The organism is Tannerella forsythia (assembly GCF_003860135.1).
In the GTDB taxonomy this organism is placed as follows: domain Bacteria; phylum Bacteroidota; class Bacteroidia; order Bacteroidales; family Tannerellaceae; genus Tannerella; species Tannerella forsythia_A.
This window is the reverse complement of the sequence record NZ_RQYN01000001.1, coordinates 105,137-130,077: the sequence shown is the minus strand read 5'-3', so window position 1 is coordinate 130,077 and position 24,941 is coordinate 105,137. Positions and strand designations below refer to the sequence as shown.

Below are 24,941 nucleotides of genomic sequence, written 5' to 3'. Positions count from 1 at the left end.
GAGCAGTAGAGAGAGATTCGTGACCTATCCGGAAAATTTTGAGCATAAGCTCGGTTTCGATAAGATTCGCGGGCTGATCGGTGCGCAGTGTCTAAGTCCGTTAGGCAAAGAGCTGGCGGAAGAGATTCGGTTTTCGGCCGACATAAAAACCGTATCGGAGCGACTTGAGCAAACCGATGAATTTGTCCGCATCTTACAGGGAGAACGTCCGTTCCCCGCGAATTACTTCATCGACGTACGCCGGGCATTGAACCGTATTCGACCCGAAGGAACGTTTATCGAAGAGGCGGAGCTGTTCGACCTGAAACGCTCACTGCAAACGATTGGCGACATCACCGCCTTTTTTAAAGCGGCAGATGACGACGACGAAATCAACTATCCTGCCTTAGCGGCATTGGCCTCTGACGTTCCGGTCTTCCCGAGCCTTATCCGGCAGATCGACGGCATGCTCGACCGGTACGGACAGATGAAAGACAGCGCTTCGGCAGAGCTTGCCCGCATACGTCGGGAGAAGATCGCCACGACGGGCAGCATCTCGCGTAACCTGCAATCGATTCTACGCTCGGCACAGTCGGAAGGGCTGGTCGATAAGGACGTGGCGCCCACCATGCGAGACGGACGATTGGTGATCCCCGTGGCACCGGCTTTCAAGCGGAGGATTCGGGGGATCGTACATGACGAGTCGGCAACGGGGAAGACGGTTTTCATCGAGCCGGAAGCGATCGTGGAAGCGAACAACCGCATCCGCGAGTTAGAGAGCGAAGAACGTCGCGAGATCGTACGGATTTTAACGGAATTTACCGACCTTATGCGTCCGCAGATACCGGCCATGTTGCAATCGTACGCTTTTCTGGCTACGATGGACTTTATTCGTGCCAAAGCGATTTTCGCCGGACAGATCCAGGCCATCAAGCCGGCACTGACCGACCGGCCGTTACTCGATTGGCGCGACGCCGTGCATCCGTTGCTTTTACTTTCGCACCGCCGACAGGGCAAACCCGTTGTCCCGCTCGACATTACACTGGATCACACAGGGCGCCTGCTGATCATTTCCGGCCCTAACGCCGGCGGGAAATCGGTCTGCCTGAAAACGGTCGGACTGCTTCAATACATGCTTCAATGCGGCATCTTGATTCCGCTTCACGAACAGTCGAAAGCGGGTATCTTCGAGCGCCTGTTTATCGATATCGGCGACGAGCAGAGCATCGAGAACGACTTGAGTACCTACAGTTCACACCTGACGAACATGAAATACTTCGTTCGGCACGGTAACGGCCGCACGCTGCTGCTTATCGACGAGTTCGGCAGCGGCACGGAACCGCTCATGGGCGGAGCGCTGGCCGAGGCCTTGCTCGAACGTTTCAACCGAAAGGAAATGTTCGGTATCATCACGACGCATTATCAGAACCTCAAGCAGTATGCCGAAGACCATGAGGGCGTGCTGAACGGCGCGATGCTGTACGATCGTCATCTGATGCAGCCGCTTTTCAAACTCTCGATCGGTCATCCCGGCAGCTCGTTCGCCGTCGAGATCGCCCGTAAAATCGGATTGCCCGAAGACGTGATTGCCGAAGCGTCGGAAAAGGTGGGCAGCGATTACATCGATATGGATAAGTATCTGCAGGACATTGTGCGTGACAAACGATACTGGGAAAATAAACGCCAGCATATCCGCCAGCAGGAGAAACGCCTCGAAGAACTGACGGCACGTTACGAGAAAGACCTTGACGCCGTGAATCGCCAACGCAAAGAAATCGTACAGACGGCTAAAAACGAGGCGCAGCAAATCATCCGCGAAGCCAATGCAAAGATCGAACAGACCATCCGCGAAATCAAAGAAGCGCAGGCCGAGAAGGAACGCACACGCATCGCCCGTCAGGCACTGAGCGAATTTAAGGAAACGGTGCATCAAACGCAGGAAGACGATGCACGCATTGCCCGGAAGATGGAGAAATTGCGCGAGCGGCAGGCACGTCGCAAACAGCCGAAAACCGTTACCGAGCCGAAAGCAACGCCGATAGCGGAAGAAAAAAAACTGGCGGTAGGCGACGCCGTCCGTCTGAAAGGGCAGACGGCCACAGGCTCCGTCATCGAGTTGCAAGGGAAGCAGGCCGTCGTAGCCTTCGGAATGATTAAGAGCACGGTAAAAACCGATCAGCTCGAAAAAGTCAGCCGCAACCAACTGAAAAAAGAAGTACGCAATCACACGTTCGTCAGTGCGCAAACGGCCGACGCGATGCACGAGAAAAAGTTGCATTTCAAGCAGGAGATTGACGTACGGGGCATGCGCGGCGACGAAGCCTTGCAGGCTGTTACGTATTTTGTCGACGATGCCATCCAAATCGGCGTCTCACGCGTCCGTATTCTGCATGGCACCGGCAACGGCATTCTTCGCCAACTCATCCGCCAATACCTCTCGACCGTATCCGGCGTCCAACGTTTTCAAGACGAACATGTGCAGTTCGGAGGTGCCGGAATCACCGTTATCGATCTGGAATAAAGCTATTTATTTTTTTATTGTAAAAAGTAAAGGAACAGCCTGTCCATCCTACCGGATCGTCCGGTAGCCTAATACCGATTCGTCCGACAGCCTAATGTCGATTCGTCTTTTCCGGTTCGTCTTTATACGGAACCAAAGTATTTCATGAACTGTGTACGTTCATACATCGATGCGTTGGGGGCTTTCGAGAAGCTCAAACGTCCTTTGAATTCGTCGATCGACTGATATTTTTGCTGCGCCATCCATTCTTCGAGGCAGGTAAGCATTTGTGTAACGATCTCCGTACCGTTTTTGTAGACGGTAGTACATAGTTGCACGGCCGACGCTCCCGCGAGGATACATTTGATGACATCTTTCCATTCATGCACACCGGTCGATGCCGCCAGCGAAATCTCCGGAAGAATGCCTGAGACAAGTCCTGTCCAGCGAAGTGTGTCGCTCAGGTCGGAATGACTGCTAAACACCTGTCCGGATGTAATCTGACATGAATTAATATCGATATCGGGCTGATAGTAACGGTTAAACAGCACAACTCCGTCAGCACCGTGTCCTTTCAGCAAATTCACCACTGCGGGAATATTGCTGAAACCTTTCCCGATCTTCATAATCACGGGAATAGAAATTTGTTTTTTTACCTGCTTCAGAATAGAGGTGTAAACATCAACCACTTCCTGTCCTGTGGTATGCAAGTCGGTGCAGAAATAAAACACGTTCAGTTCCAACGCATCGGCTCCGGCGGCCTCGATCTGACGGGCAAAATCCACCCACGTATCGGCTTTGTAGCAATTCACACTGGCAATGATCGGAATGGTGCATTGTGCCTTCGTCTCACGAATCAGGGTCAAATATTCTTCACTCTGATTGGCTTTCACATAATGACGCACGTAATCCGCCGCTTCCGGATAGTCGTCCGCCCCTTGCATCAACGCGTCGCTTTGCGCTTCGATTTGTTCTTCAAACATGGATTTGAGCACTATCGCTCCGGCACCCGCTTCTTCGAATGCTTTGTTTCGTTCCACCTTGCTCGTAAGTCCCGAACTTCCTATAATCAGCGGGTTTCTCAATGTCAGCCCCGCGTATTTCGTTTCTGTATGGATCATATTCATTTCTTTTTCTCGAACGACAAAATTAAATATTTTTTTGATACTTCCCGTATTCCGTTTTGTAAAATGACACAACAAGAGTCAATAGGTGCGGCTGCCGAAAATTTTCGTACCCACGCGCACCATCGTACTCCCCTCTTCTAAAGCAAGAGGATAATCATCGCTCATCCCCATCGAAAGCTCCTTGAAATCATATCCCGTAGAAGGCAAGGTCCGTAATTCTTCAAACAACGAACGGAGCTTGCGGAACTCGCGACGTACTTGTGTCTTATCGTCTGTAAACGTAGCCATCCCCATCAGTCCGACTACCCGGATATGCGGGTAAGCGTTCAACGTATCTCCCGCAAACAACTCCCGACATTCGTCCGGAGTAAAGCCATGCTTCGAAACCTCTTCCGCGATATGCACCTCGATCAGCACCCGGATTTGACGACCGCATTTCTTCGCTTCCTTATCCACGGCGGCCAGCAATTTCAACGAATCAATGCTCTGAATCAGATGAATAAACGGCGCGATGTATTTGACCTTGTTCGTCTGTAACGTCCCGATGAAATGCCATTCGATATCGGCAGGTAATACCGGCTGCTTCGTCATCAGCTCCTGTACGCGGCTCTCGCCGAATACACGCTGTCCGCAGTCGTAAGCCTCCCGCAGCACATCGACCGGATGAAACTTGGAAACGGCTACAAGCGTAACCTCTTCCGGGAGCGTTTGTCGGACACCGGCCAAACGGTCTGCAATTTTCATTCCTGAACGTCTTTTTTAAGCATCACGGCTTGTCTCTCCTTCGCATCCTCGGAGAACGGAAACACGTCGATCAACGGACTTTCGGCCACCGACGCGATCTCATAATCCGCCATCGTACCTTTCATCCCTTCGTCGATGACCTCGATCGCCTCTCTTACTGACGAGGCTTGCGCCAGCATCTGCACGGCTGTTTTCTTCTCCGCCCCACTCTTCTCGTCGAGCGTAATATAGCACACCTTCGCCTTATAATAACGGTCTCCCTGAGGGTTATAAAAGATCTCGCTCAGCCGTGCCCGCTTAATGTCAGCTACGGTAAACTCGCCCGATATATACGGACGAATCTCCTCAATGATGCGGGCTTCGGCCTCGGTAAACGACATGGCATCTACCAAATAAGGCTCCGTCACCTTCTTCTGCATTCCCCCTTCCATCGCCTTATCATAAGACACTTTGCATTCAAACCAATTCATTCTTTCTTCTATTTTTCTGTTCGTAACTTGCTGTAAATATCTAAATCGGTGAACCGGCCGTCAGCCATCCGTTCTCCGTCGCGCTCATTTCCTTCATACAAAAAACCTAATCGCAAAGGGATGCGCTTGCTGCGCGTATTCCCGACCGCACATTTGATCTGTATACGGTTTATCTTCAGCTTTCCGAAGGCTAAATCACACAGCGCCTTCACGGCAAGCGTCATCAGACCTCGCCCCTGATATTCCTCAGAGAGCCAGTAGCCGATCTCCGTCTTACAATTGTCTTTATCGGTATCTTTAAACCCGATCAGACCGGCAAACCGACCTTCACATACGATCACAAACGTATAATCCCCACGATCCGCATCATTAACGGCCGCTCGCACGAACTTCAACGTATCTTCGATACTGTGTGTCCTTTCGACAAACGGCAACCACTTACGCATATATTCGCGCTGCGTATCGATCGCATGAAAAATATCCGAGACATCCGATTGTTGAAGCGGCCGGAGCTCCGTCGTTTTATTCAATTTTATCTTTTCCATCGTTTTTCAGGTCCTTTCCGGTCACGAACCTGCAGTTGATTTTTGTGACAAAACTATGATTTATTTTCGGGCTGACAAAGTGTTTCCCGCATAAATTATGAACCGCTTCGGGAAACGGCTTCCATACCTGACTGACAATGATCGACGCATCTTGAGGCGAAACATTTTCGGATGATGGAGTGCATGAGAATAGAATATTTCGAAGATGAATCTTTTTTCTTTTTTGGCAGAACAAAAATTTCATCTATCTTTGCAACCGCATTTCGCGAAAGTAGCTCAGTTGGTAGAGCACAACCTTGCCCAAAAGATCAAAGGTTCCAACCTTGGCAAGAAAAAAGCAACACCGGCAGAGACTGCAAAAGCAAAAGAAAACAACGCGGAAGTAGCTCAGTTGGTAGAGCACAACCTTGCCAAGGTTGGGGTCGCGGGTTCGAGTCCCGTCTTCCGCTCACGAAAAAAAATCGTTGGCTCGAATGGTGGAATTGGTAGACACGAGGGACTTAAAATCCCTTGGCCAGTAATGGCTGTGCGGGTTCAAGTCCCGCTTCGAGTACACCCTACTCTACAGAGTATCCTTATCCTTACAAAAGTTCTTCATACTACAAGTATTTTCACTTGAACGACTAGATCCATATACAAACCACCATCATATAAACATTATTTAACCCTTCCACAAAGAAAGAATCCATTTTCTTCATTAAGTTTGCCTCGTTAAATTTTTAAATTATAATAAATTATGAAAAAGATTTTTTCTCAAATGAAGCCAACAAGAATGAGTATGATGAAACGAGTAAAACGACTATCTATCGCGGTATGTCTGTTATGTTTGGCTCCTTCCTTATTTGCACAAATCATCTTTGGCTTCGGTGAATCACCTGAAGGCCCCGGTCATCCGTTAAATACAAAGTTCGGACAATCGAGAATTTTAGCAGACACGATCCGTATAAAAGAACATGGAGGGATTACGAATCCACCATATCCTCCAACTCTCTCCATTAAAAAATTCGGTATTGTTAAGTTGCTATAGTTTTTGAGAATATTGAAAGGCTTAACATTTTTATAATGAAGTGGGTGAGTTTTTAATAAAATCAAAACTCTATACTAATTTAACAATACCAAAAATTCAATAAAAATCTTTTGATCGATACGGTGTATACTTTTTCAGCAACGGGAATGATCACTTCGTATATCTACAAATATTCGGATAAGGGCCGGCTGCTTTCCTTATCGAGCTATTATCCGGGACATAAAGATCCGGTTACAGGCGCTTTTATCACAGAACCGAAAGAATATCTGGTAGACGAATACGAATACGGTCAAGACGGGCGGTTGCTGAAACATAAAACATACAAATTGGATGGAGGTTCTACATCGCTTGATAAAATCTTTACGTACAAATACGTAATGACCGACAGCGGATATATCTCCAATGATTCCATCGAATACATCCTTGACAAAAAAGGTCGGTTGGCAAAACTGAAGTTTCTGAAAGCAAAGAATGAATATGTTGTCGACTCGGCAGGTAACCGATACCGGGTAGGCGATTTCTATTATTCTTATTTCGATGGCGGTTATACTGAGTTGCGGTATTATCACCGTGGGAAAATGATTTTGGGGGCACCGGACGCATGGGTAAAAACAGATTATTTTTTCCAGAAGAACGGCTATCCGTCTAAAAAGGTTACCTATCTGAAGGAAAAAGGCGAGACGAAATGGAAGACACTGATGCATGATGAATACGCTTATTCCTACAGAGCCGGTAACCCGCACTCTAACCTCATGATTGAGAAGCCGGGCAAGGTCTACGCGGCAGATGGCGCCGTCGTAATCGAAAACGAACAGCCTGCTCTCGTAGCCATCTATACGTTCGGAGGACAATTAGTCGAACAGCGGAGCATGGCCGCCGGCATTGATCGGATACCTCTGCCCAAAGGGCTTTATATTGTCGTTGTCGGCCGACAGGGACATAAAATCGTCGTAAGGTAAATCGACAACGCTTGTCGTATTATTTTGCGCCCGTTGCGGAAGGCCTTTTCTTCCGTAACGAGCGCAAATTCATAAAGTCGCTACTATTCTTTATTCATTCTTCAGGCACGATGCTTTCCATCTCATTCAGGCAGCGGACGGCAGCCGCCACGTTCGTAACGTTTTTGATGACCACGCTTCTTCTTCCGTTTTGTTCGCGCAGGTTGCAGACACGCGGATAATGTTGCACGTAGCCTAACAGCTTGCCAAACGCGCGACTCTGGTAGTAAGGGCTCTCCTTGTCGTTCGGCAGATAGAGCGCCATCATGCCTTTTTTCAGGATGATTTTCTCGATTCCCAATCGACGGGCTGTCCATCTCAGCCCGACCACACGTATCAATTCCTCGCCTTCGGTCGGTATCCGTCCGAAGCGGTCTTGTAGCGAAGAGACAAAACCGGCCAGTTTTTCCTCGTTCTCGATCGAATCAAGCTCCCGGTAAATACCGACGCGTTCCGAATCGTTAGGGATATACGTCGGCGGGAACATCAGAGCGAGATCACTCTCGACAAACGTCTCACGAACATACTGATCGCCTTTGTTCTCCTGAGGGTCGGACGCATACAACTCGGCAAACTCATCCGCCTTCAGCTCATCGACGGCTTCTTCCAGAATCTTCTGATACGTCTCATAGCCCAGATCGGCGATGAAACCGCTCTGTTCGGCTCCGAGCATATTCCCTGCCCCGCGGATGTCGAGGTCTTGCATGGCGATATGCATGCCGCTGCCCAGCTCGGCAAAACTCTCGATGGCTTGTAGTCGGCGGCGCGACTCGGGAGGAAGCGTTGAGAGCGGAGGAGCAAGCAGGTAGCAGAACGCTTTGCGATTTCCTCGCCCCACACGTCCACGCAGCTGATGCAATTCCGACAGTCCGAACTGATGAGCGTTGTTAACGATAATCGTATTAGCGTTCGGCACGTCGATGCCATTCTCGATAATGGTCGTGGCGATCAGCACATCATACTCGTAGTTTACGAAATCGAGAATGATTCGCTCCAGCTTTTCGGGTTCCATCTGCCCGTGCCCGACAGCCACACGTATGCCGGGTATTTCACGGCGTACGAGCGCCTCGATCTCATAAATATTCTGGATGCGGTTATTGATGATAAACGCTTGCCCGTTGCGACTCATCTCGAACTCGATCGCCTCACGGATAATGTCTGCATGAAAACGTTCGATCTCCGTCTGAATCGGGTAACGGTTCGGCGGAGGCGTCGTGATATTGCTCAGGTCTCGTGCTCCCATAAGCGAGAACTGGAGCGTACGCGGAATAGGCGTAGCCGTAAGCGTGAGCGTATCCACATTCGTTCGCAGTTGGCGCAGCTTCTCTTTGACCGACACGCCGAACTTTTGCTCCTCATCGATGATCAGCAATCCCAGGTCTTTGAACTTAACATCTTTACTCACTAACCGATGTGTACCGATAAGAATATTCAACTCGCCCGAAGCCAGCCGACCCAATGTTTTTTTAATCTCGCCCGCCGTTCGTGCGCGGCTGATGTAATCGAGGGTGCAGGGAAAATCTTTCAGTCGCCGGCTGAACGTCTGATAATGTTGAAAAGCCAACACTGTCGTAGGCACAAGCACAGCCACTTGTTTATTGTCTGCAACGGCTTTGAAAGCCGCGCGGATCGCGATTTCCGTTTTGCCGAAACCGACGTCGCCACAAATCAGGCGATCCATCGGCCGTTCGCGCTCCATATCGGCTTTGACATCGGCCGTCGCTTTCATCTGGTCGGGCGTATCTTCGTAGATGAAACTGGCTTCAAGCTCATCCTGCATGAAACTGTCAGGACCGAACGCGTATCCTTTCTCTTGTTGACGTTGCGCATAGAGTTTGATCAAGTCGCGAGCGATATCTTTGACTTTCTTCTTCGTGCGGTCTTTCATCTTCTCCCACGCACCGCTGCCCAGCTTGTTCAGCGCCGGCGCTTCACCGTCTTTTCCTTTGTATTTCGACAGTTTATGAAGCGCATGAATGCTGACGAAAAGAATATCGTTGTTACGGTAAATCAGCTTGACGGCTTCCTGTATCTTGCCATTCACCTCCGTGCGCACAAGTCCGCCAAACTGTCCGACCCCATGATCGATATGCACGATGTAGTCGCCCGAAGTGAACTGACTTAGCTCTTTGAGCGAGAGAACGATTTTCCCGCTGCGCGCCTTATCGCTCTTGAGGTTATACTTATGGAACCGTCCGAAAATCTGATGATCGGTCAAGAAGCAGCAACGCAGCGAATGGTCGATAAAGCCTTCGTGCAACGTACGGTTGACCGCGGTAAAAGCAATCGTTTCACCTCGATCTTCAAAAATGGCGCGGATGCGTTCGATCTGTTTCTCACTGTCGCTAAGCAAATAGATCGTATAACCATCGGCGATATATTGTTTAAACGACTCGCTGACACGCTCGAAATTCTTTTGAAAAAGCGGTTGCGGCGAAGTGTCGATACGCAGGACTGCCGCTGTATCGTTCGGCCGGGCATGAAAACGGATATGTATCAGCGGCGCTGTAGCTTGCATGAAATCATCGGCCCGCACAAGCTTCCGGCGCATCGCCTCGCGATCGGCAAACCCTTCACCATCCTTGTTGACAGGCTCTTCCTCCCAAAGACTGTCGATACGTTCACGACACCATTCCATATCATGCGTCACAAGCGTCGCACCGGCGGGCAACAGCTCTACCAGTTGATGATTGGCCGTGTCGTACCGGCTTATTTCGGGAATAATCCGTATCTCGTTCAATTTTTCCTTCGACAGTTGCGTCTCCACATCGAATGTTCGTATCGAATCCACTTCATTACCGAAGAAATCGACACGGTACGGATATTCGTTCGAAAATGAAAAGATATCCATGATACTTCCGCGGATCGCATATTGTCCGGGTTCGTACACATAATCCGTCTGCTCGAAATGATACGTGTCGAGCACATCGGCCACAAAGATCGGATCCAGTTTTTCACCGGCATGAATCATCAGGGTATTCTCTCGAAGGATACTTTTCGACAATACTTTCTCCGCCACCGCATCCGGATACGAAACAATGATAAACGACGGTTGGTCTGCCTGAAGCATGCTCAGTACTTCGGTGCGCAGGATCTCGGCCGCCGCATCCGTATGACCGTATTTAATATGCCGGTGATAAGCCGACGGGAAGAAATACACATTCTTTCCTCCCGTGAGTTGCATCAGGTCGTTATAAAAGTATCCGGCCTCCTCGAGGTCGTTCATCAGGCACAGAAAGCCTCCCCCTCTCTGTTCGAAGAGTGAGGCGATCATTACGGCGCCCCCCGAACCGTTCAAACCGGTGAGTAGGATGCTTCGCGCTTCGTTCCGGTCCGACAGCGATCCGATAGCATTAATTTGCGGATGAGCCGCATAAATAGAGAGTAGTTCTTTGATATCCATTTTTGAAAAACGCCCGCAAAAGTCGTAAGTTTTTACGGGATATGCAACCTTCGGTTTCAAAAATAAACGATCGTAAGCAATAATTAAACACCTACGACGTTTTGACTAATAAAACTAAAAAACAAGGAAATATGAAACGGATTTTGATTCTTTTCGTGTTGTTGACGGCTGGATGGCCGGCAACTTATGCACAGATGACGGTGGGTGGAAAAGCAGGATTAAACGTATCGACCATAACCGATGTAAGCCTAACGTTCATGGATAAACCAATGGAAAAAATCGACATTGATTATGAATACCGGCTCGGGATGCATGTCGGAGGATATGCGCATTATCGGTTCTCGTCGACATTTGGTTTGCAGACGGAGTTGCTTTATTCGCAAATGGGCTATAAAGAAACGATTCCGGTGACCGATTATGGCGGCAAAGCGTATGCCAACGCAACAGCCAAAGGCCTTCTGCATTATCTGACTCTGCCGGTTTTGCTCCGGTTCACAGTTCCTCGCACCGGGCTTTTTCTCGAAGCAGGACCGCAAGCAGGGTTTCTGTTGGGCAACAAACTCTCTTTCAGCGCTGATATCTCCGAAGAAATCAATGGAAACATATCCAAGAAAGGAGGAATCGATGCCCAAACTTTCGATATTTCCGCTGTGGCCGGCATCGGCTACCGTATGAACAACGGACTTTCAGTCTCGGCACGTTACATACATGGCTTCAAAACGTCCGATCGTAGATTTATTCCCGCCATTTCACAAAACCGCGCTTTTCAATTTTCAATCGCTTACGATATCAAAACGTTCTGATAACATCGCGTAAAGAACAGTATAACATAAGCGTAAACATAATTATAGAAAAAAACATTACAAAATTTAAGTCCAAATAATTAATCTAGACTTAAGTTCTGTAATGTGTTCTTATTAGGCCGTAGTTCTCTATATCTCAACAATCTCGTCTGTTAATATATTATAGTCTTTTCGATCAAATAAACGTTTAATCTTAATTCCCACCTGATAGGAACCTTTTTTAAAATCATGTATGTCAGCTACAGTAAAAAAACCGCAATGTTCAATTCTATCAAGTGGGGCATTAAGATTCAGGTCGTAACGTCTCTCCGAAAAAGATGTACAAAGATACTGAGACTCCTGATTGATCAAGTAAATATAAATATCACTAAAATTCATGGATTTATTTTTTAAGTAAGCCCATCCCTCAATAATCAACCACCCATTCTGCTTTGAAATATTTTCAATTTGATAAGGCATATCTATTTCTTCCCACATAGGTTTGACTAAAACTTTCTTTGTCGATGCAGCGTATTCCGATAATGGATATTTCGGCATCTTATATAAGTTCATTCGTTCAGCTTCTTTTAGATATGGAATAATAGTTTCATCAGAGGATATAGCCAACCCTTTTCCTTTTTGTTTCCAATGATAGGCAGACAATCTTCTCCATTCCATTCGCTTCTTCTCTTTTAAAACATAAATCATTGAATACGAATTAAATAACAAAATAGCAAAAGAACTTAAATAAATCAATCTTCTATCCGAGAACACATAAGTTTGAGATATGAGTAACAGTAGAGTAAAAGTAAATATAGACGTACTGTATACCCTGTACCTCAATGCTCCTGCTATTTCTCCTCCTGTAAACCATACGACAGCGACTGCTCCTGCCGAGAGATACAAAAATGTCAAACAAGCATAGCAAAACAAATTGGTTTTATACCATTTTTTGCATAATCCCCATATAAAAACAGAGAAACAAAATGTTCCTACTACAATAGATATGATTCTTAAAGAAGGGATCCAGAATGTTAGCCCACCGAATGTACACGTGTTCAATAGTATTGAAGGGATGTGACTGATTATTTCGATTAAGTCAATATCCGTACGAGCCGATCTCGTATAATTATAAAAATAACAAGCAATTAATAAAACACCCCAAAAGGTATAGGCAATACCGATTTTGATTCTTCGCTGTAAAAAGAGACAAATCAGGGCCGGGAAGATGACAAACATCCCATTCCCATTTGAGAAGATAGTTATTCCGGACAAAAGAAATCCTGCAACAATGAAATAACGCCTTCCGGAAATCAAGCAATACAATGAAGAAAAAGCAAGAAAAAGAATCCCGATATTCGTCAATCCGGACATTGCCCAATTAGACGTTTCAAGATGCTGACCACTAAACAACAATAAGGCAATCAAAAATGCACCGAAAGCTTTCTTTCCCTCTTGTACTGTCTGATACATTAATACCCCTATACCTAAAAACATTGCATTAGCAAGAAAAATATAAAAGGAATAATGAAGTTTACCGGTAAAAAAATAAGTCATTAATGTAACGGATCGTGTAAATAATAAGCGATGCTCATTATGCTGCTGAAGAAGCAGTTTCACTTTTTCAGAGAGAGAATCAGTGTGAAGATATTGAACTAAAAAATTTTGTTCGACAATGTAATCATCCCAATAAGGAATATTATCAGCACAAAACCAAACTAATGAGAAGTAAATAATAGAAAAAATTCCAGCAAGTATATAGAAAATCTTAGTATGCCTACCGTTCATAAGAAAATCAACTATTTATGTCTGTAATCCATGCCTCAAGAAGGGCCAATTCTTTTTCTTCGATCAGTGACATTTCGATGAATGTACGATAACAACGTATTAAATTTTCGGGTATTGCCTCTACGCCTTCTTTCAGGTCCAACTGCATCAGTCTATCCATAATTTCACCATTATTACAATATCCGGATATCTCATCCTTAAAATCTTTGATGATGGCATGTTCATTTCGTTCTTGCCAAACGGTTGCTTCGTGAAATAGAATATTCCAGCCACACGTCCATGCAATTCGCTGTGCAACAAATGAGCGCCAAATATCAGTCATCCTAAAACTACAAAACGAAGGAAGATACATGAGAGGGAACGCTTCGCGAAACCATGTAGTATTTTGGCTGTTAAACGGACAGACACTTCCATATCCTAATGCGATACGCTTCGGCTCCTTCTCAAAACGAACAGGCAATGGCTGTGTTAACCGATAAATAGCATCGACATCGGGATTGAGATCTGCCAAACCTTGCTGTATAGGTGTCGATATTTTATGCAATACTCCCAACTCGGGAAGTTCGCTTTGAATATGTTCAAGAGAAAAGCCGCGAGGCCATACATTGCTTTGGGTATAATATCCATAAATATTTACCCACTCTTTTTCTTCAAGAAGATAAGCAGAAACTTCCCTATTTCGCTTGTTCCAGAAACATGTTTCCGGGTAGTTGTCATCATCCGTCTCAATAATAATTTCTGCACCGCTATGTGCCGCTTCAATATAACCAAGATTTTTGCGTGCATAATGCCCAAACGGTAACAATCCAGCTAATTTATATGGCATCGCACTTTGCCTCTCAACGGAAAAAAAGTCACATCCATCAAGATGGAAACTGGGACTTTTTTTATCACCGATCACCAAAAAGCGAACATCATGCAAAGCCGCTTCTGCTGCAAAGCGGTTGAGTACCGGATGCTTGTCTGAAGCAATAGAGGTAATAATTAAAGTTGTACTTTTCATTGCTATTTTATATTAATGGCCTGAAATTTTAAACGTTTAAAAAAGTAATAAAATAATACAGCAAAGGAATTACGTATAGCTTTCTGCGATACACGAGGAGAAGGGGCTCGATAATGAATCGGCACCTCAGCATAGCGTGTTTTGCGCAGCAAATAACGAATCTCGGTTTGGTAAAAATGAGCCTTTGACAGAAGCGGATAATTTATGAAGCATTGTACGATTCTCCGGTGAAAACCCTGATAACCAGAAGTCATATCTTTTAATTTGGTTCCCAGCAAAAAGTTCACTAATATCGTTCCAGAACGTGAAAGAAAAGTACGTTTCCAATTCGACTCACAAATTGACCCTCCATTGATAAAACGACTCCCGAATGCACACTCATTACCTTCGTTTAATACTCGCAGAAACATCGGGAGTGCACGTGGATCATGCGACAGACCACCATCCATCTCAATGATATATTCAAAACCATCCGTATATGCTTCACGATAGCCGCGGATATAAGCATCGACAACATTACGGTTCTCTGGAGCCCAAATTGTATTAAATCGATTGTCTGTTTTAGATAAGTTTCTACACAGTTCCAATGTCCTATCTTTAGAGACTTTATCTACGATAAAATAAACTGCCCCCGTGCCTATACGATCTAATTCATCCTTTAAAATCGAAACGAATGACTCAAAATCGTTCTCTTCGTTCGCCATGGGGATAATGACAGCATAACTAAATAACATATTACAACCTTATACACTACAACATAAAATAGTCTCAACCTTTCTCGCTCTCCTAAGCTCCCTAGAAAAAGCAAATGAAGAAACACCAATCCCTACAATAGAATAGAGTGGATATTTTCATACTTCTTCCCTCACACTCTCTTTAATTTAAACTTATCACGAGATTAAAGAATACAGTTAAAACGCTCTTCAATATATCTTAATTAAACATTTACTTATTTCATCATAAATTTAATTCTTACAAACAGAGGGGGCAAAGATACAATAAAAAGCGAATCAACATCTACAGGTGAAAAACATATTTTGGAATGAAGATGATTTTTTGTTACTTTTGCAACTTAAACTTCAAGGAAAGTAATATGAAAACAACGTATCAGGAAGCCGCGGATTATCTGGCTTCAAAAATCGAAAAACAACCGGAGACAGCGATTATTCTCGGTAGCGGATTGGGAGCACTGGCCGACAGAATTGAAGAAGCGACGGTTATCCCATATACCGAAATCCCTCACTTCATGAATTCCACAGCCACGGGACACAAAGGGAATCTGATTTTCGGAACACTCGGTGGACGGCAGGTGATGGCCATGCAGGGACGTTTTCATTATTACGAAGGATACACCATGCAGCAAGTCACCTTTCCCGTACGTGTAATGAAGCTGCTCGGTGTCAAAAACCTGCTCGTTTCGAATGCCGCCGGTGGCATCAATCATACGTTTCATGTAGGCGATCTGATGATCATCCGCGACCATATCAATATGTTGCCGAACCCGTTGATCGGCCCGAACAACGAAGCCTTCGGGACACGCTTCCCCGATATGACACGCGCCTACGACCGTGAATTGATCAAGCACGTCGAAGCGATTGCCGAAGAACATCATATTCCGCTCAAGAAAGGCGTATATGTCGGCCTTACCGGCCCTTCGTATGAGACACCGGCTGAATATGCGTTCTACGGCAAAGTGGGCGGCGACGCCATCGGCATGAGTACGGTACCGGAAGTGATCGTTGCCCGTCATGCGGGACTGCGTGTCTTTGGTATGTCGGTCATCACGAACGAAGGCTACCATTTCGCGGACGATTTCGTGAACGACGGTGACGAAGTCGTGAAAGCCGCCAACCGTGCCACCGATGTCATGACCCTGCTTTTCTCCGAATTGATCAAACGAATCTAACGCCTCATCTTTTGCCAACGATGAACGGAGACCCGCGTCTTTACGCGCTGCTGGAAGAACTTGATATCAAGTTCGAATATCTTGAGCATCCGCCTGCGCCGACGATCGAGATCGCCAAACAATATTGGGCGGGACACGATGCGAAGCACTGCAAAAATTTGTTTTTCCGTAATCATAAGGGGAATCGCCATTACTTGGTGATTCTCGATTGTGATTGCTCGATGGATATACATGCCATCGAAAAACGGCTTGGACAAGGTAAACTTACATTTGCTTCCGAAAAACGGATGATAAAGTATCTTGGCGTCACTCCCGGTTCGGTAACTCCTTTCGGACTGATACACGACGAAACGCACCATGTGCACGTTTTTCTCGACCGCAACTTGCAGAAAGCTTCGCGACTGAGTTTCCATCCGTGTATTAATACAGCTTCGCTCATCATTTCGAACAACGATTTCGTGCGCTTCATGGATCACACGCAGAATACGTACGAATGGATTGATTTGTATGATTTATAAGAAAACGTAGAGTGAAAAACGAAGAGCGAAAAGTGAAAAGTGCGAATTACAAACCAAATAAGGATATAACAAATACGATGAAGACAAGACGAGATTTTTTGAAAAACACAACATTGGCCGGATTAGGAATGTTGTCTCTCCCTGAATTGGCCAAGGCCGTAGTCAACGAACAAAATGGCGTTTCGGCTCCCAAGATCACGATCAAGAACAATGCCGTGATTCTTTTTCAAGGCGATTCAATCACCGACTGTGGACGAAATCGGGAAGCCGTCGATTGCAACACGTTCGATATGATAGGCTCCGGTTATCCGCTGTTGGCGGCGACACAACTGCTCAAGACGTATGCCGACAAGCAAGTCAAAATATACAATCGCGGCATCAGTGGAAATAAAGTCTACCAGTTACGTAGCCGTTGGGAAATCGACACCCTGACGTTTATGCCCGATATCCTGAGCATCCTGATTGGCGTGAACGATTTCTGGCATACGCTTTCGAGTGGATACAAGGGAACGGCAGAAACGTATGAAAACGACCTACGCGATCTGCTGAATTATACGAAGGAGAAACTACCCCACACCCAACTTATTCTGGGCGAACCTTTTGCTCTTCGTGGCGGATCGGCGATCGACGAACCGAAATGGTTCCCCATGTTCGACGCGTATCGGAAGTCACTAAAAAAATTGGCCAATGAATTCGGAGCAGTCTTTGTGCCCTATCAGTCTGCCTTCGATGCAGCGATGAAGTTAGCTCCCGCCCGTTACTGGTCTGCTGATGGTGTACACCCGGACTTACCGGGTCGTCAACTGATGGCCGATGTGTGGCTGGAAGCAACCGGTTTAAAAAAATAATCGGCTACAAAAGCGTTTGATAAGCGGCGTTCTGCCATTATTCCCGCACGTATTTCAAAAAAAATAATGACAGAACGCTTGCGATATCAAAAAAAGACTCTATCTTTGCACCCGCTAATCATAAAAATACTTAGCGAATAATGCGGAAGTAGCTCAGTTGGTAGAGCACAACCTTGCCCCAAAAGATAATAGGTTACAACCTTGGCAAGGTAAAAGCAAAACCAGCAGACTGCAAAAGCAAAAAAAAGCAATGCGGAAGTAGCTCAGTTGGTAGAGCACAACCTTGCCCCAAGAAGATAAAATATCCAACCTTGGCAAGGTAAAAGCAAAACTGGCAGACTGCAAAAGCAAAAAAAGCAATGCGGAAGTAGCTCAGTTGGTAGAGCACAACCTTGCCCCAAGAAGATAAAACATCCAACCTTGGCAAGGTAAAAGCAAAACCGGCAGACTGCAAAAGCAAAAAAAAAGCAATGCGGAAGTAGCTCAGTTGGTAGAGCACAACCTTGCCAAGGTTGGGGTCGCGGATTCGAGTTCCGTCTTCCGCTCTTTATATAAAGGAGGCTTCTCCCTTTTTTGTTGCTGTAAAGCCAAGATACGAGAACTTTCCTTAATAAAAGATGAACGAAGAGCGAGAAGCGATCGCCTTGAAGAAAAATTGAAGTAAGCCCAGGTGGCGGAATTGGTAGACGCGCACGTTTCAGGTGCGTGTGTCGAGAGGCATGCAGGTTCGAGTCCTGTTCTGGGCACCCCTTCAATATGCGCAGGTGGTGGAATTGGTAGACACGCTACTTTGAGGGGGTAGTGCCGGCAACGGTGTGTGAGTTCAAATCTCATCCTGCGTACGTAGAAAAAGACGCATAGAGTTTTTCCCTCCATTACAAGAGGAAAAGTGTAGCTCTTAGCGTCCTTTGATGGATAAAACAAAAAGAAAAAAATAAAGCAATGTCTAAGATTTGTCAAATTACCGGAAAGAAAGCGATGTCGGGGAACAATGTCGCACATTCGAATGTACGGACGAAGCGCAAGTTTAATGTGAACTTGTTTACCAAGAAGTTCTATTGGGTAGAACAAGATTGCTGGATCCGTCTGAGCATATCGGCTGCCGGCTTGCGTCTGATCAATAAGATCGGTTTGGATGCAGCCATCAAGAAAGCTGCAGATAAGGGATATTTAGGTGCATAACGTAGATAGAGGAGGAAACGAACAATGGCAAAAAAAGTAAAAGGAAACAGAGTGCAGGTCATTCTCGAATGTACGGAACATAAAGAAAGCGGTCTTCCCGGAATGTCGCGTTATATCACAACAAAGAACCGTAAAAATACGACACAGCGGTTGGAGTTAAAGAAATATAACCCGATTTTAAAGAAGATGACCTTACATAAGGAAATTAAATAATTATTATAGGAGATTTGAACCATGGCAAAAAAAACGGTGGCAACCTTTAAGTCAGGAGAAGGCGGACGTACTTATTCCAAAGTGATTAAGATGGTAAAATCGCCCAAAACGGGAGCATACATCTTCCAAGAAGAAATGATCCCGAATGACTCGGTAAAAGATTATTTTAAGAAGTAACAACACTTCAATAATTACTGTTAGATTGATTGGATAATCAATAACAATGGGTATAAGTCACAGCAAAGTTCGCTTTGTTGTGATTTTCTTTTTTTAGGAGCCTTGTTCAAAAGAAAAACATGACGGAACGAAATAAATTACATACCTTTGGCGATATAAAACTCAAACTTTTATGACGAAGAAAATATTAGTGACAGGCGGAACCGGATACATCGGTTCACATACGACCGTGGAGCTGCAAAACGCAGGCTATGAGGCGATCAGCATCGACAATTTATCAAATTCGGAGATCGGTGTACTCGATGGTATTGAAAAAATTACAGGACAGCGACCTGCTTTCGAAGCGATCGACTGTAACGACAAGGAAGCATTAGACCGGGTGATGACCGACCATCCGGGCATCGAGGGAATCATCCACTTTGCAGCCAGCAAGGCGGTAGGCGAATCCGTACAGGAGCCGTTGAAATATTATCGCAACAACCTCGTTTCATTGATCAACCTGCTCGAACTGATGCCCAAGCACGGCATCAAAGGGCTTGTCTTCTCTTCGTCGTGCACAGTCTACGGACAGCCGGATGCCGGCCATCTGCCGGTCACCGAAGAAGCCCCCATCCAACCGGCTTGTTCACCTTACGGCAACACGAAACAGATCAACGAAGAAATCATACGAGATACGATTCATGCCGGAGCCCCCTTCAAAAGCATCCTGTTGCGTTATTTCAACCCGATCGGCGCACATCCTTCGGCCGAAATCGGCGAATTACCCATCGGCATTCCGCAGAACCTCGTTCCTTTCCTGACGCAGACCGCAGCGGGTATCCGCAAGGAGTTGAGTGTCTTCGGCAATGACTACGACACGCCGGATGGCTCCTGCATACGGGACTACATCAACGTGGTAGACTTGGCCAAGGCCCATGTCATCGCCATTGACCGGATGCTGAACAATGCATTGAGCGAACCGCTCGAAATATTCAATCTCGGCACAGGGCGCGGGGTTTCCGTACTCGAACTGATCCGCACATTCGAAGAAGCTACAGGCGTCAAGGTACCTCATAAGATTACCGGACGTCGCGAAGGAGACATCGAGAAAGTGTGGGCAGACCCAAGACACGCCAACGAAACATTGGGCTGGACAGCTCGAGAGACACTGGCCGACACGCTTAAATCCGCTTGGGAATGGCAAAAAAAATTAAGTAACCGATCATAACCTCATCACAAAACGAACGAGATGAAAATAAGATTATTTATTACAGGTCTGCTTTTGTTGTCGGGCATCTGGGGCACGGCACAAAAGATGACGAAGTACGGCATCAAATCGGCCATCATCAAAAAAGAAGTAACGGCCATGGGACAAAAAATGCAGAATACGCTTTACTTCGACGATTACGGCGAAAAGGAAGCGACCGAACTTCATATTAAAGTGACGAATATGGAGAAGCTCATGCGGACCATTGCCGAAGGAAAGACAAACGTATCCATCGATGTGGAAGAGAAAAGAGCTTACCGGATGCCTGCGCCAGATGAACCGAATAACTACCGTAACCTGACGCAGGAAGACAGGAAGAAATACAACATCAAGGAAGGCGGCGAAGAAAAAATAGCCGGTAAACTGTGTAAAAAATATACGCTCGACATTCCGCAGGGCGACATGAAGTTTCAAGCGACGGTCTGGATATGGGAGGGGATCATGCTGAAATTCGAGTCCGTCAACGAAGGAGAAGTTGTCGTCACGGACGAAGCCAAAGAAATCAGAGAAAACGAGGCGATACCCGCCGATAAGTTTACAATTCCGGAAGGGTTTACCGTTCACGAACAGCAGTAAGCCGAAAAGAAGAAAGGATGATGGCCTTGCGTATTCTCTACAAAGTGAATACGCCTAAGGGCATCTTCTTTTTTCTAAAAAAGTTTTTCACGACCGATTCATCTGGTCGCAAATATGTTGTAAACGGTCAATAATCTCATTCAGCTTCTGCTGTTGCTTTCGAATCTGTTTCGGACGAAAGTAAAACCAGTTCACTATAATCCAGACGATGATGGACAGGTAGGCAACAAGGGCTTTCCAGAAAGTCATGAGAGCAACATATTCATACATGTAAAGAAGTAGTCCAATCGAAAAAAATATAAAATACAAATTCAGCACGATCGTTTGCATAACCCGCTGCCTCTTTTTGATTGCCAGAAACAAATTCAAATTGGAGCGGGCATCCCCATCGCTTCTGTTTATGTGTCGGAACAACTGTCGACTTCGGTGAGCGACAATCACATAAATAGCCATAGCCCCTATCGTCAAACAAACCCCTAATTTAGTGCTCAGAAATCGTGGTTGATAAAAATACCAGATAAATAAAATAACGATCGTGGTACTGAAGACTATCAAATTCAGAAACAGCATTGCTTTCTTGTTCGATCTTTTCAGACGTTCCATCTTGAAGTAAAGTTCTTTTATGCTTGGTGGCTCTACTTTCTGCTCTTTCCACAGACGACTAATATCCATTTTATCCTTATTCATTTTCTTTAAATTTACGAGCTAATTTTTCTTTGATTCGATGGATTTTCACCCTTACGTTGGTATTTGAAAGCCCTACCACATCAGCAATATCAGACTGTTTTACTCCCTCCAGTGCCAACGAAATAATAATACGATCTATTTCGGGAAGGGCTGAAATGTAAGTATAAAGCTGTCGGATTTTCCATTCCGTATCTGTTGGCTGCTCCTCTCCCACTTCATGTACGGGAAATTCCGCTTTAGGGAAACGAGCTTCCTTTTCAATATACCGCAGACAGTTATTCGTTGCAATCCTGAAAATCCATGTCTCGATGTTTGCTTCTCCTCTGAATTGTGGTAACGCCTTCCATATGACAAGAAATGTCTCTTGTGCCATGTCTTGAGCCAGACTGTAGTCATTCGTATAGCCCATGCACAAGCGGAACACCCTTGGCCAATACATTTGATAAATCTTTTCAAAAACCATTTATGGCTTTCTTATAAAATCAGTTAAACGACTTACATACCATGCTTTATCGTCATACATTATAAAATGTAAGGCTTTATCAGAATACTGAATATCTACTTGGGGGAGATACTTGAACTGCTCTTCGACTGCCAGTTTGATTCCTCTGAATGGTGCAGCCAGCAAGATAAGTGCAGGACATTGTATATGTTTTATTCGCTTCCTCAAATCAGTATTGGCAAAACTGCAATACATCTCTGCCAATGTTTTTCGGTCTGATCGAAGACTCCAGTCTAGAATCAAGGCTTGTTTAGAAGTATCACTCACCAGTTGCGAAATAGATATTTTCTGCATATGATAAAATTGGCTGTCCGTAACCGAACAGAACTGATGAACATGTGAAGTACAATCAGGTTTCTCTACAGCTTTAAACTCCGGATTTATCAAGGCTGTTAAACAAGGTAATCCATCGACGACAACAATTTTTGAGATCAGTTCCGGATGGTCGGCCGCAAGTGCCATAGCCCAACCCGCTCCCATGCTGTGTCCTATGACAACAGGCCGTTCAATCGAATGATTATAAACAAATTGAACAATACTATCCTTCCAACATTCGAACGAAGGATGTGCTTGCGGTTTTACGCCTGCGAAACCGGCCATGGTCAACGTATAACAAGTATAATCATTTTCGAAATAAACTTTTGTTTCATCCCAGACTTGTCCCGAACAGGCAAATCCGGGTATAAAGATAAGTGCTTGCTTACCTTGTCCGCTTTTCACAACTTCAAACGCTTTTGTTGCTACTTGCCCTCCCGATATAGCACTTTGGATCAAGAAAATACTGAGCAAGCAGGCTGTTTTTAAAATTCCAGATGTTCTCATTTTATTCATTATTTATTTTCACATCCATTAGATACGAAAAGAAGCTAAATGTTACAACATGGAGTAAAAAAGAGAAGTGCTCAAAAACATTTTTCATTGATTTCAAGCTGTTTTACATCAAATTAAGGACAATCTCCTAATTTCAAAAAGAGAGAATATATTTCTTAAAAGGAGTGTTTTTCTAATATCAATTATCTTTTTCCCCCCTGCCGGCAAAAAGATTTTCTGTATGATTCAGATTACTTTTTCGATGATTGGTAAAGAATATATTCATTAGTCGAAAAAACAATGAATATGAGATAAAAAAATCCGGCAACCTTTACGAAAGCTGCCGGAGAAAAATCAGTTGTTTTGTTTTTTCAAGAGACGCCGGGCGGAATCGGAAGCGGCAACCAAACCTCCGGCCATCATAATGACATCTTTTATCACGAGTCTTCCGGCCCCCGAAAGATACGGAAATCCGTAGTTGGGCGTAGGCATATCCCCTCCGAGATTGGGTACCCATGTTTCGGGAGTCGTAACCAGAAACGAGAGCGTGACAATCGACATCAGAAAAGTCAGTACACCTCCTACGACTCCGATTTTCGGACTCCATATTCCAAGCAGAATAAGCGTGCCGATCAATACTATAAAGGCCCCTAAACCATAAGAGAAGAGATAGGTTCCGTTCGATTTATGCCATTCGATGTTGCGGGCCACCATTTTTCCTTCAGGATTCCGATGTACGGTATATTCTTTCACCGTCTCACCTTTCTCGTTGACGGTCATTTTATCGGAGCGCTGATACAGGAAGCTCATAAAAGGGCTGTTAGACACGAAGGGAACAATACCGTCGGCTTCGTACTGAAAAGCCTTGAGCCCTCCGATCCAAGCCATTACAACAAAGATGGCTACGCGGACAAAGTTAATAAAATGTGTTTGGCTGTCGGCCAAAAAATGGAGACCGTAGTCGATCCAAGTTTTAATTTTTTCCATTGTCATGTTTGTTTAAAAATTTATGGTACAAAGGTAAGGGGCGCGGTCGTTTCCGGCAATGGACAGAAACGGATAATACATAGACTATTTTGCCACGATCGAGATACCGACCTCCTGCCGATAATGAAGAGGCGACAGCCCGACGGTTTTTCTGAAGTAGCGGCTGAAATAAAAGACATCCTCGAAGTTGAGCTGAGTTGCGATTTCCTTTATGGGAATTCGAGTCAGATGCAACAACTTTTTTGCCTCCAGTACCACACGATCTTGAATCAACTGCGTGGGTGTTTTTCCGAAGAACTGCCGTGTTTTTTTCGATAAAGCGCTGGGCGAAAGAGCCAGTTCTGACGCATAAAACGAAGGACTGCGTTGGGTCAAAAAGTGCGTATCGATGAGTTGGCGGATGTCTTTCATCTCTCGGTTCCAGTCGATGGCCGTTTCAATGTCCTGTAGCTGCTGCTTTTTCGTCCGGCTGCAAAGAGCGAGAATCAGTTGCAGATAGGCTTTCAAGATAGCGTCGGAGAATGCGGAATCGCAAGTCAGCTCATGGCGTATTTTTCCGAACAGCAGACGCAACTCATCGAAATCAGCATCCGAAACCGTGATGTGCGGAGACAAGTATATATTATTAAACAACAACCCGTTGCAGGCAACGTCGTGTTTGTGATATTCGATGCAATAAAAATCGCCATGAAAAGCCAAGCCTTCGACCTCTATTTGATCGCCGGATCCCCACAGCAGCGTTTGAAATGGCGTAAAAAAGAGTACCGTCGCGCCGTTGCCAGGGTATTCTGTAAAATCGACAGAGAAGTTCCCTTCACCTTTAAACAGTAAAATATGATAGTCAGGCGAGGAGAAAGGAAGCGAAAAGTCACTCCCCTTACATTGAAACAAATTGATTCGATGCATAGCTATACCGGATGTTT

At 45.5% G+C, this 24,941-nt stretch carries 26 protein-coding genes and 5 tRNA genes; 17 read left to right on the top strand and 14 right to left on the bottom strand.

Going from position 1 to position 24,941, the window contains the following annotated elements:
* The first annotated feature begins 19 nt into the window (after nucleotides 1–19).
* Nucleotides 20–2,500, top strand: coding sequence for an endonuclease MutS2 (locus tag EII41_RS00590; RefSeq protein ID WP_124788992.1), 2,481 nt, complete (start codon nucleotides 20–22; stop codon nucleotides 2,498–2,500).
* Between the two features lie 122 nt (nucleotides 2,501–2,622).
* Here the strand turns inward: EII41_RS00590 and EII41_RS00585 are convergent, their stop codons facing one another.
* The 4 genes from EII41_RS00585 to EII41_RS00570 all read right to left on the bottom strand — a co-directional run bounded on the left by EII41_RS00585 (nucleotide 2,623) and on the right by EII41_RS00570 (nucleotide 5,365).
* Nucleotides 2,623–3,600, bottom strand: a complete 978-nt coding sequence (locus EII41_RS00585) for a dihydroorotate dehydrogenase-like protein (protein WP_124750975.1) — start codon at nucleotides 3,598–3,600, stop codon at nucleotides 2,623–2,625.
* 84 nt (nucleotides 3,601–3,684) lie between these two features.
* Entirely contained in the window at nucleotides 3,685–4,350 is a 666-nt protein-coding gene (locus EII41_RS00580; RefSeq protein ID WP_124788991.1) for a YggS family pyridoxal phosphate-dependent enzyme, read from the bottom strand.
* Complete coding sequence (locus EII41_RS00575) at nucleotides 4,347–4,820, bottom strand: DUF4494 domain-containing protein (RefSeq protein ID WP_124750973.1); 474 nt, start codon at nucleotides 4,818–4,820, stop codon at nucleotides 4,347–4,349. The genes EII41_RS00580 and EII41_RS00575 overlap by 4 nt, the downstream gene beginning before the upstream one ends.
* Nucleotides 4,821–4,828: 8 nt before the next feature.
* Nucleotides 4,829–5,365 (bottom strand): GNAT family N-acetyltransferase, encoded by a 537-nt coding sequence (locus tag EII41_RS00570; RefSeq protein ID WP_124750972.1) that lies wholly within the window; start codon nucleotides 5,363–5,365, stop codon nucleotides 4,829–4,831.
* Between the two features lie 376 nt (nucleotides 5,366–5,741).
* Here EII41_RS00570 and EII41_RS00565 point away from each other — a divergent pair.
* The 4 genes from EII41_RS00565 (at nucleotide 5,742) to EII41_RS00550 (ending at nucleotide 7,351) form a co-directional block, all read left to right on the top strand.
* Nucleotides 5,742–5,814: transfer RNA gene (locus tag EII41_RS00565), tRNA-Gly, on the top strand.
* 18 nt (nucleotides 5,815–5,832) lie between these two features.
* Nucleotides 5,833–5,918, top strand: a tRNA-Leu gene (locus tag EII41_RS00560).
* 183 nt (nucleotides 5,919–6,101) lie between these two features.
* A complete protein-coding gene (locus tag EII41_RS00555; RefSeq protein WP_124788990.1) occupies nucleotides 6,102–6,392 on the top strand; it encodes a hypothetical protein in 291 nt (96 codons plus the stop codon).
* Nucleotides 6,393–6,538: 146 nt separating this feature from the next.
* On the top strand, nucleotides 6,539–7,351 hold the full coding sequence (locus EII41_RS00550; RefSeq protein WP_124788989.1) for a T9SS type A sorting domain-containing protein: 813 nt from the start codon (nucleotides 6,539–6,541) through the stop codon (nucleotides 7,349–7,351).
* 94 nt (nucleotides 7,352–7,445) lie between these two features.
* On the opposite strand, the gene mfd is transcribed toward EII41_RS00550, so the two are convergent.
* Complete coding sequence (mfd, locus tag EII41_RS00545; RefSeq protein WP_124788988.1) at nucleotides 7,446–10,793, bottom strand: transcription-repair coupling factor; 3,348 nt, start codon at nucleotides 10,791–10,793, stop codon at nucleotides 7,446–7,448.
* Nucleotides 10,794–10,924: 131 nt separating this feature from the next.
* Here mfd and EII41_RS00540 point away from each other — a divergent pair, with 131 nt between their 5' ends.
* Nucleotides 10,925–11,596, top strand: a complete 672-nt coding sequence (locus EII41_RS00540; protein WP_124788987.1) for a porin family protein — start codon at nucleotides 10,925–10,927, stop codon at nucleotides 11,594–11,596.
* A gap of 129 nt (nucleotides 11,597–11,725) precedes the next feature.
* Here the strand turns inward: EII41_RS00540 and EII41_RS00535 are convergent, their stop codons facing one another.
* From EII41_RS00535 to EII41_RS00525, 3 genes are read right to left on the bottom strand one after another with little or no spacing between them, the layout of a single operon-like run.
* Nucleotides 11,726–13,363, bottom strand: a complete 1,638-nt coding sequence (locus tag EII41_RS00535; protein ID WP_124788986.1) for a hypothetical protein — start codon at nucleotides 13,361–13,363, stop codon at nucleotides 11,726–11,728.
* 7 nt (nucleotides 13,364–13,370) lie between these two features.
* Nucleotides 13,371–14,366, bottom strand: coding sequence for an STELLO glycosyltransferase family protein (locus EII41_RS00530; RefSeq protein WP_124788985.1), 996 nt, complete (start codon nucleotides 14,364–14,366; stop codon nucleotides 13,371–13,373).
* A 2-nt stretch (nucleotides 14,367–14,368) separates the two neighbouring features.
* A complete protein-coding gene (locus EII41_RS00525) occupies nucleotides 14,369–15,100 on the bottom strand; it encodes a glycosyltransferase (protein ID WP_221620685.1) in 732 nt (243 codons plus the stop codon).
* Nucleotides 15,101–15,459: 359 nt separating this feature from the next.
* Here EII41_RS00525 and EII41_RS00520 point away from each other — a divergent pair, with 359 nt between their 5' ends.
* From EII41_RS00520 to EII41_RS00510, 3 genes are all read left to right on the top strand, one after another.
* Nucleotides 15,460–16,272, top strand: coding sequence for a purine nucleoside phosphorylase I, inosine and guanosine-specific (locus EII41_RS00520; protein ID WP_124788984.1), 813 nt, complete (start codon nucleotides 15,460–15,462; stop codon nucleotides 16,270–16,272).
* 20 nt (nucleotides 16,273–16,292) lie between these two features.
* Nucleotides 16,293–16,790, top strand: a complete 498-nt coding sequence (locus tag EII41_RS00515; protein WP_124789015.1) for a prolyl-tRNA synthetase associated domain-containing protein — start codon at nucleotides 16,293–16,295, stop codon at nucleotides 16,788–16,790.
* 77 nt (nucleotides 16,791–16,867) lie between these two features.
* Nucleotides 16,868–17,638 carry an SGNH/GDSL hydrolase family protein gene (locus tag EII41_RS00510; RefSeq protein ID WP_124788983.1) on the top strand — a complete coding sequence of 257 codons (771 nt, stop codon included), beginning with the start codon at nucleotides 16,868–16,870 and terminating at the stop codon, nucleotides 17,636–17,638.
* Between the two features lie 193 nt (nucleotides 17,639–17,831).
* On the opposite strand, the gene EII41_RS00505 is transcribed toward EII41_RS00510, so the two are convergent.
* Nucleotides 17,832–18,137 (bottom strand): hypothetical protein, encoded by a 306-nt coding sequence (locus EII41_RS00505; RefSeq protein ID WP_124788982.1) that lies wholly within the window; start codon nucleotides 18,135–18,137, stop codon nucleotides 17,832–17,834.
* Here EII41_RS00505 and EII41_RS00500 point away from each other — a divergent pair.
* The 8 genes from EII41_RS00500 to EII41_RS00465 all read left to right on the top strand — a co-directional run bounded on the left by EII41_RS00500 (nucleotide 18,111) and on the right by EII41_RS00465 (nucleotide 21,032).
* A tRNA-Gly gene (locus EII41_RS00500) sits at nucleotides 18,111–18,183 on the top strand. The genes EII41_RS00505 and EII41_RS00500 overlap by 27 nt on opposite strands.
* A 119-nt stretch (nucleotides 18,184–18,302) precedes the next feature.
* Nucleotides 18,303–18,384: transfer RNA gene (locus EII41_RS00495), tRNA-Leu, on the top strand.
* A 12-nt stretch (nucleotides 18,385–18,396) separates the two neighbouring features.
* Nucleotides 18,397–18,480 (top strand) — tRNA-Leu (locus EII41_RS00490).
* 100 nt (nucleotides 18,481–18,580) lie between these two features.
* Nucleotides 18,581–18,820 (top strand): 50S ribosomal protein L28, encoded by a 240-nt coding sequence (rpmB, locus tag EII41_RS00485; protein WP_014223753.1) that lies wholly within the window; start codon nucleotides 18,581–18,583, stop codon nucleotides 18,818–18,820.
* Nucleotides 18,821–18,844: 24 nt separating this feature from the next.
* Entirely contained in the window at nucleotides 18,845–19,033 is a 189-nt protein-coding gene (gene rpmG / locus EII41_RS00480) for a 50S ribosomal protein L33 (RefSeq protein WP_014223752.1), read from the top strand.
* A 21-nt stretch (nucleotides 19,034–19,054) separates the two neighbouring features.
* Nucleotides 19,055–19,210: a DUF4295 domain-containing protein gene (locus tag EII41_RS00475; protein ID WP_014223751.1), complete on the top strand. Its 156-nt coding sequence runs from the start codon at nucleotides 19,055–19,057 to the stop codon at nucleotides 19,208–19,210.
* Nucleotides 19,211–19,382: 172 nt separating this feature from the next.
* Nucleotides 19,383–20,417: a UDP-glucose 4-epimerase GalE gene (gene galE, locus EII41_RS00470; RefSeq protein WP_124788981.1), complete on the top strand. Its 1,035-nt coding sequence runs from the start codon at nucleotides 19,383–19,385 to the stop codon at nucleotides 20,415–20,417.
* Between the two features lie 21 nt (nucleotides 20,418–20,438).
* Nucleotides 20,439–21,032, top strand: coding sequence for a hypothetical protein (locus EII41_RS00465; RefSeq protein WP_260425416.1), 594 nt, complete (start codon nucleotides 20,439–20,441; stop codon nucleotides 21,030–21,032).
* 87 nt (nucleotides 21,033–21,119) lie between these two features.
* Here the strand turns inward: EII41_RS00465 and EII41_RS00460 are convergent, their stop codons facing one another.
* The 5 genes from EII41_RS00460 to EII41_RS00440 all read right to left on the bottom strand — a co-directional run bounded on the left by EII41_RS00460 (nucleotide 21,120) and on the right by EII41_RS00440 (nucleotide 24,924).
* Nucleotides 21,120–21,719 carry a hypothetical protein gene (locus tag EII41_RS00460; RefSeq protein WP_124788980.1) on the bottom strand — a complete coding sequence of 200 codons (600 nt, stop codon included), beginning with the start codon at nucleotides 21,717–21,719 and terminating at the stop codon, nucleotides 21,120–21,122.
* Nucleotides 21,712–22,182, bottom strand: a complete 471-nt coding sequence (locus EII41_RS00455) for an RNA polymerase sigma factor (RefSeq protein WP_124752149.1) — start codon at nucleotides 22,180–22,182, stop codon at nucleotides 21,712–21,714. The genes EII41_RS00460 and EII41_RS00455 overlap by 8 nt, the downstream gene beginning before the upstream one ends.
* A complete protein-coding gene (locus EII41_RS00450; protein ID WP_124788979.1) occupies nucleotides 22,183–23,052 on the bottom strand; it encodes an alpha/beta fold hydrolase in 870 nt (289 codons plus the stop codon).
* 333 nt (nucleotides 23,053–23,385) lie between these two features.
* Entirely contained in the window at nucleotides 23,386–24,018 is a 633-nt protein-coding gene (locus EII41_RS00445) for a DUF417 family protein (protein ID WP_124788978.1), read from the bottom strand.
* A gap of 84 nt (nucleotides 24,019–24,102) precedes the next feature.
* Complete coding sequence (locus tag EII41_RS00440) at nucleotides 24,103–24,924, bottom strand: helix-turn-helix domain-containing protein (RefSeq protein WP_124788977.1); 822 nt, start codon at nucleotides 24,922–24,924, stop codon at nucleotides 24,103–24,105.
* Between the last annotated feature and the right edge of the window lie 17 nt (nucleotides 24,925–24,941).

Bases quoted from the DNA above. Each gene is read 5' to 3' on its own strand.
- EII41_RS00585 (WP_124750975.1), bottom strand. From the start codon at position 3,600: ATGATCCATACAGAAACGAAATACGCGGGGCTGACATTGAGAAACCCG.
- EII41_RS00580 (WP_124788991.1), bottom strand. From the start codon at position 4,350: ATGAAAATTGCAGACCGTTTGGCCGGTGTCCGACAAACGCTCCCGGAA.
- EII41_RS00575 (WP_124750973.1), bottom strand. From the start codon at position 4,820: ATGAATTGGTTTGAATGCAAAGTGTCTTATGATAAGGCGATGGAAGGG.
- EII41_RS00570 (WP_124750972.1), bottom strand. From the start codon at position 5,365: ATGGAAAAGATAAAATTGAATAAAACGACGGAGCTCCGGCCGCTTCAA.
- EII41_RS00555 (WP_124788990.1), top strand. From the start codon at position 6,102: ATGAAAAAGATTTTTTCTCAAATGAAGCCAACAAGAATGAGTATGATG.
- EII41_RS00550 (WP_124788989.1), top strand. From the start codon at position 6,539: ATGATCACTTCGTATATCTACAAATATTCGGATAAGGGCCGGCTGCTT.
- mfd (WP_124788988.1), bottom strand. From the start codon at position 10,793: ATGGATATCAAAGAACTACTCTCTATTTATGCGGCTCATCCGCAAATT.
- EII41_RS00540 (WP_124788987.1), top strand. From the start codon at position 10,925: ATGAAACGGATTTTGATTCTTTTCGTGTTGTTGACGGCTGGATGGCCG.
- EII41_RS00535 (WP_124788986.1), bottom strand. From the start codon at position 13,363: ATGAACGGTAGGCATACTAAGATTTTCTATATACTTGCTGGAATTTTT.
- EII41_RS00530 (WP_124788985.1), bottom strand. From the start codon at position 14,366: ATGAAAAGTACAACTTTAATTATTACCTCTATTGCTTCAGACAAGCAT.
- EII41_RS00525 (WP_221620685.1), bottom strand. From the start codon at position 15,100: ATGTTATTTAGTTATGCTGTCATTATCCCCATGGCGAACGAAGAGAAC.
- EII41_RS00520 (WP_124788984.1), top strand. From the start codon at position 15,460: ATGAAAACAACGTATCAGGAAGCCGCGGATTATCTGGCTTCAAAAATC.
- EII41_RS00515 (WP_124789015.1), top strand. From the start codon at position 16,293: ATGAACGGAGACCCGCGTCTTTACGCGCTGCTGGAAGAACTTGATATC.
- EII41_RS00510 (WP_124788983.1), top strand. From the start codon at position 16,868: ATGAAGACAAGACGAGATTTTTTGAAAAACACAACATTGGCCGGATTA.
- rpmB (WP_014223753.1), top strand. From the start codon at position 18,581: ATGTCTAAGATTTGTCAAATTACCGGAAAGAAAGCGATGTCGGGGAAC.
- rpmG (WP_014223752.1), top strand. From the start codon at position 18,845: ATGGCAAAAAAAGTAAAAGGAAACAGAGTGCAGGTCATTCTCGAATGT.
- EII41_RS00475 (WP_014223751.1), top strand. From the start codon at position 19,055: ATGGCAAAAAAAACGGTGGCAACCTTTAAGTCAGGAGAAGGCGGACGT.
- galE (WP_124788981.1), top strand. From the start codon at position 19,383: ATGACGAAGAAAATATTAGTGACAGGCGGAACCGGATACATCGGTTCA.
- EII41_RS00465 (WP_260425416.1), top strand. From the start codon at position 20,439: ATGAAAATAAGATTATTTATTACAGGTCTGCTTTTGTTGTCGGGCATC.
- EII41_RS00460 (WP_124788980.1), bottom strand. From the start codon at position 21,719: ATGAATAAGGATAAAATGGATATTAGTCGTCTGTGGAAAGAGCAGAAA.
- EII41_RS00455 (WP_124752149.1), bottom strand. From the start codon at position 22,182: ATGGTTTTTGAAAAGATTTATCAAATGTATTGGCCAAGGGTGTTCCGC.
- EII41_RS00450 (WP_124788979.1), bottom strand. From the start codon at position 23,052: ATGAATAAAATGAGAACATCTGGAATTTTAAAAACAGCCTGCTTGCTC.
- EII41_RS00445 (WP_124788978.1), bottom strand. From the start codon at position 24,018: ATGGAAAAAATTAAAACTTGGATCGACTACGGTCTCCATTTTTTGGCC.
- EII41_RS00440 (WP_124788977.1), bottom strand. From the start codon at position 24,924: ATGCATCGAATCAATTTGTTTCAATGTAAGGGGAGTGACTTTTCGCTT.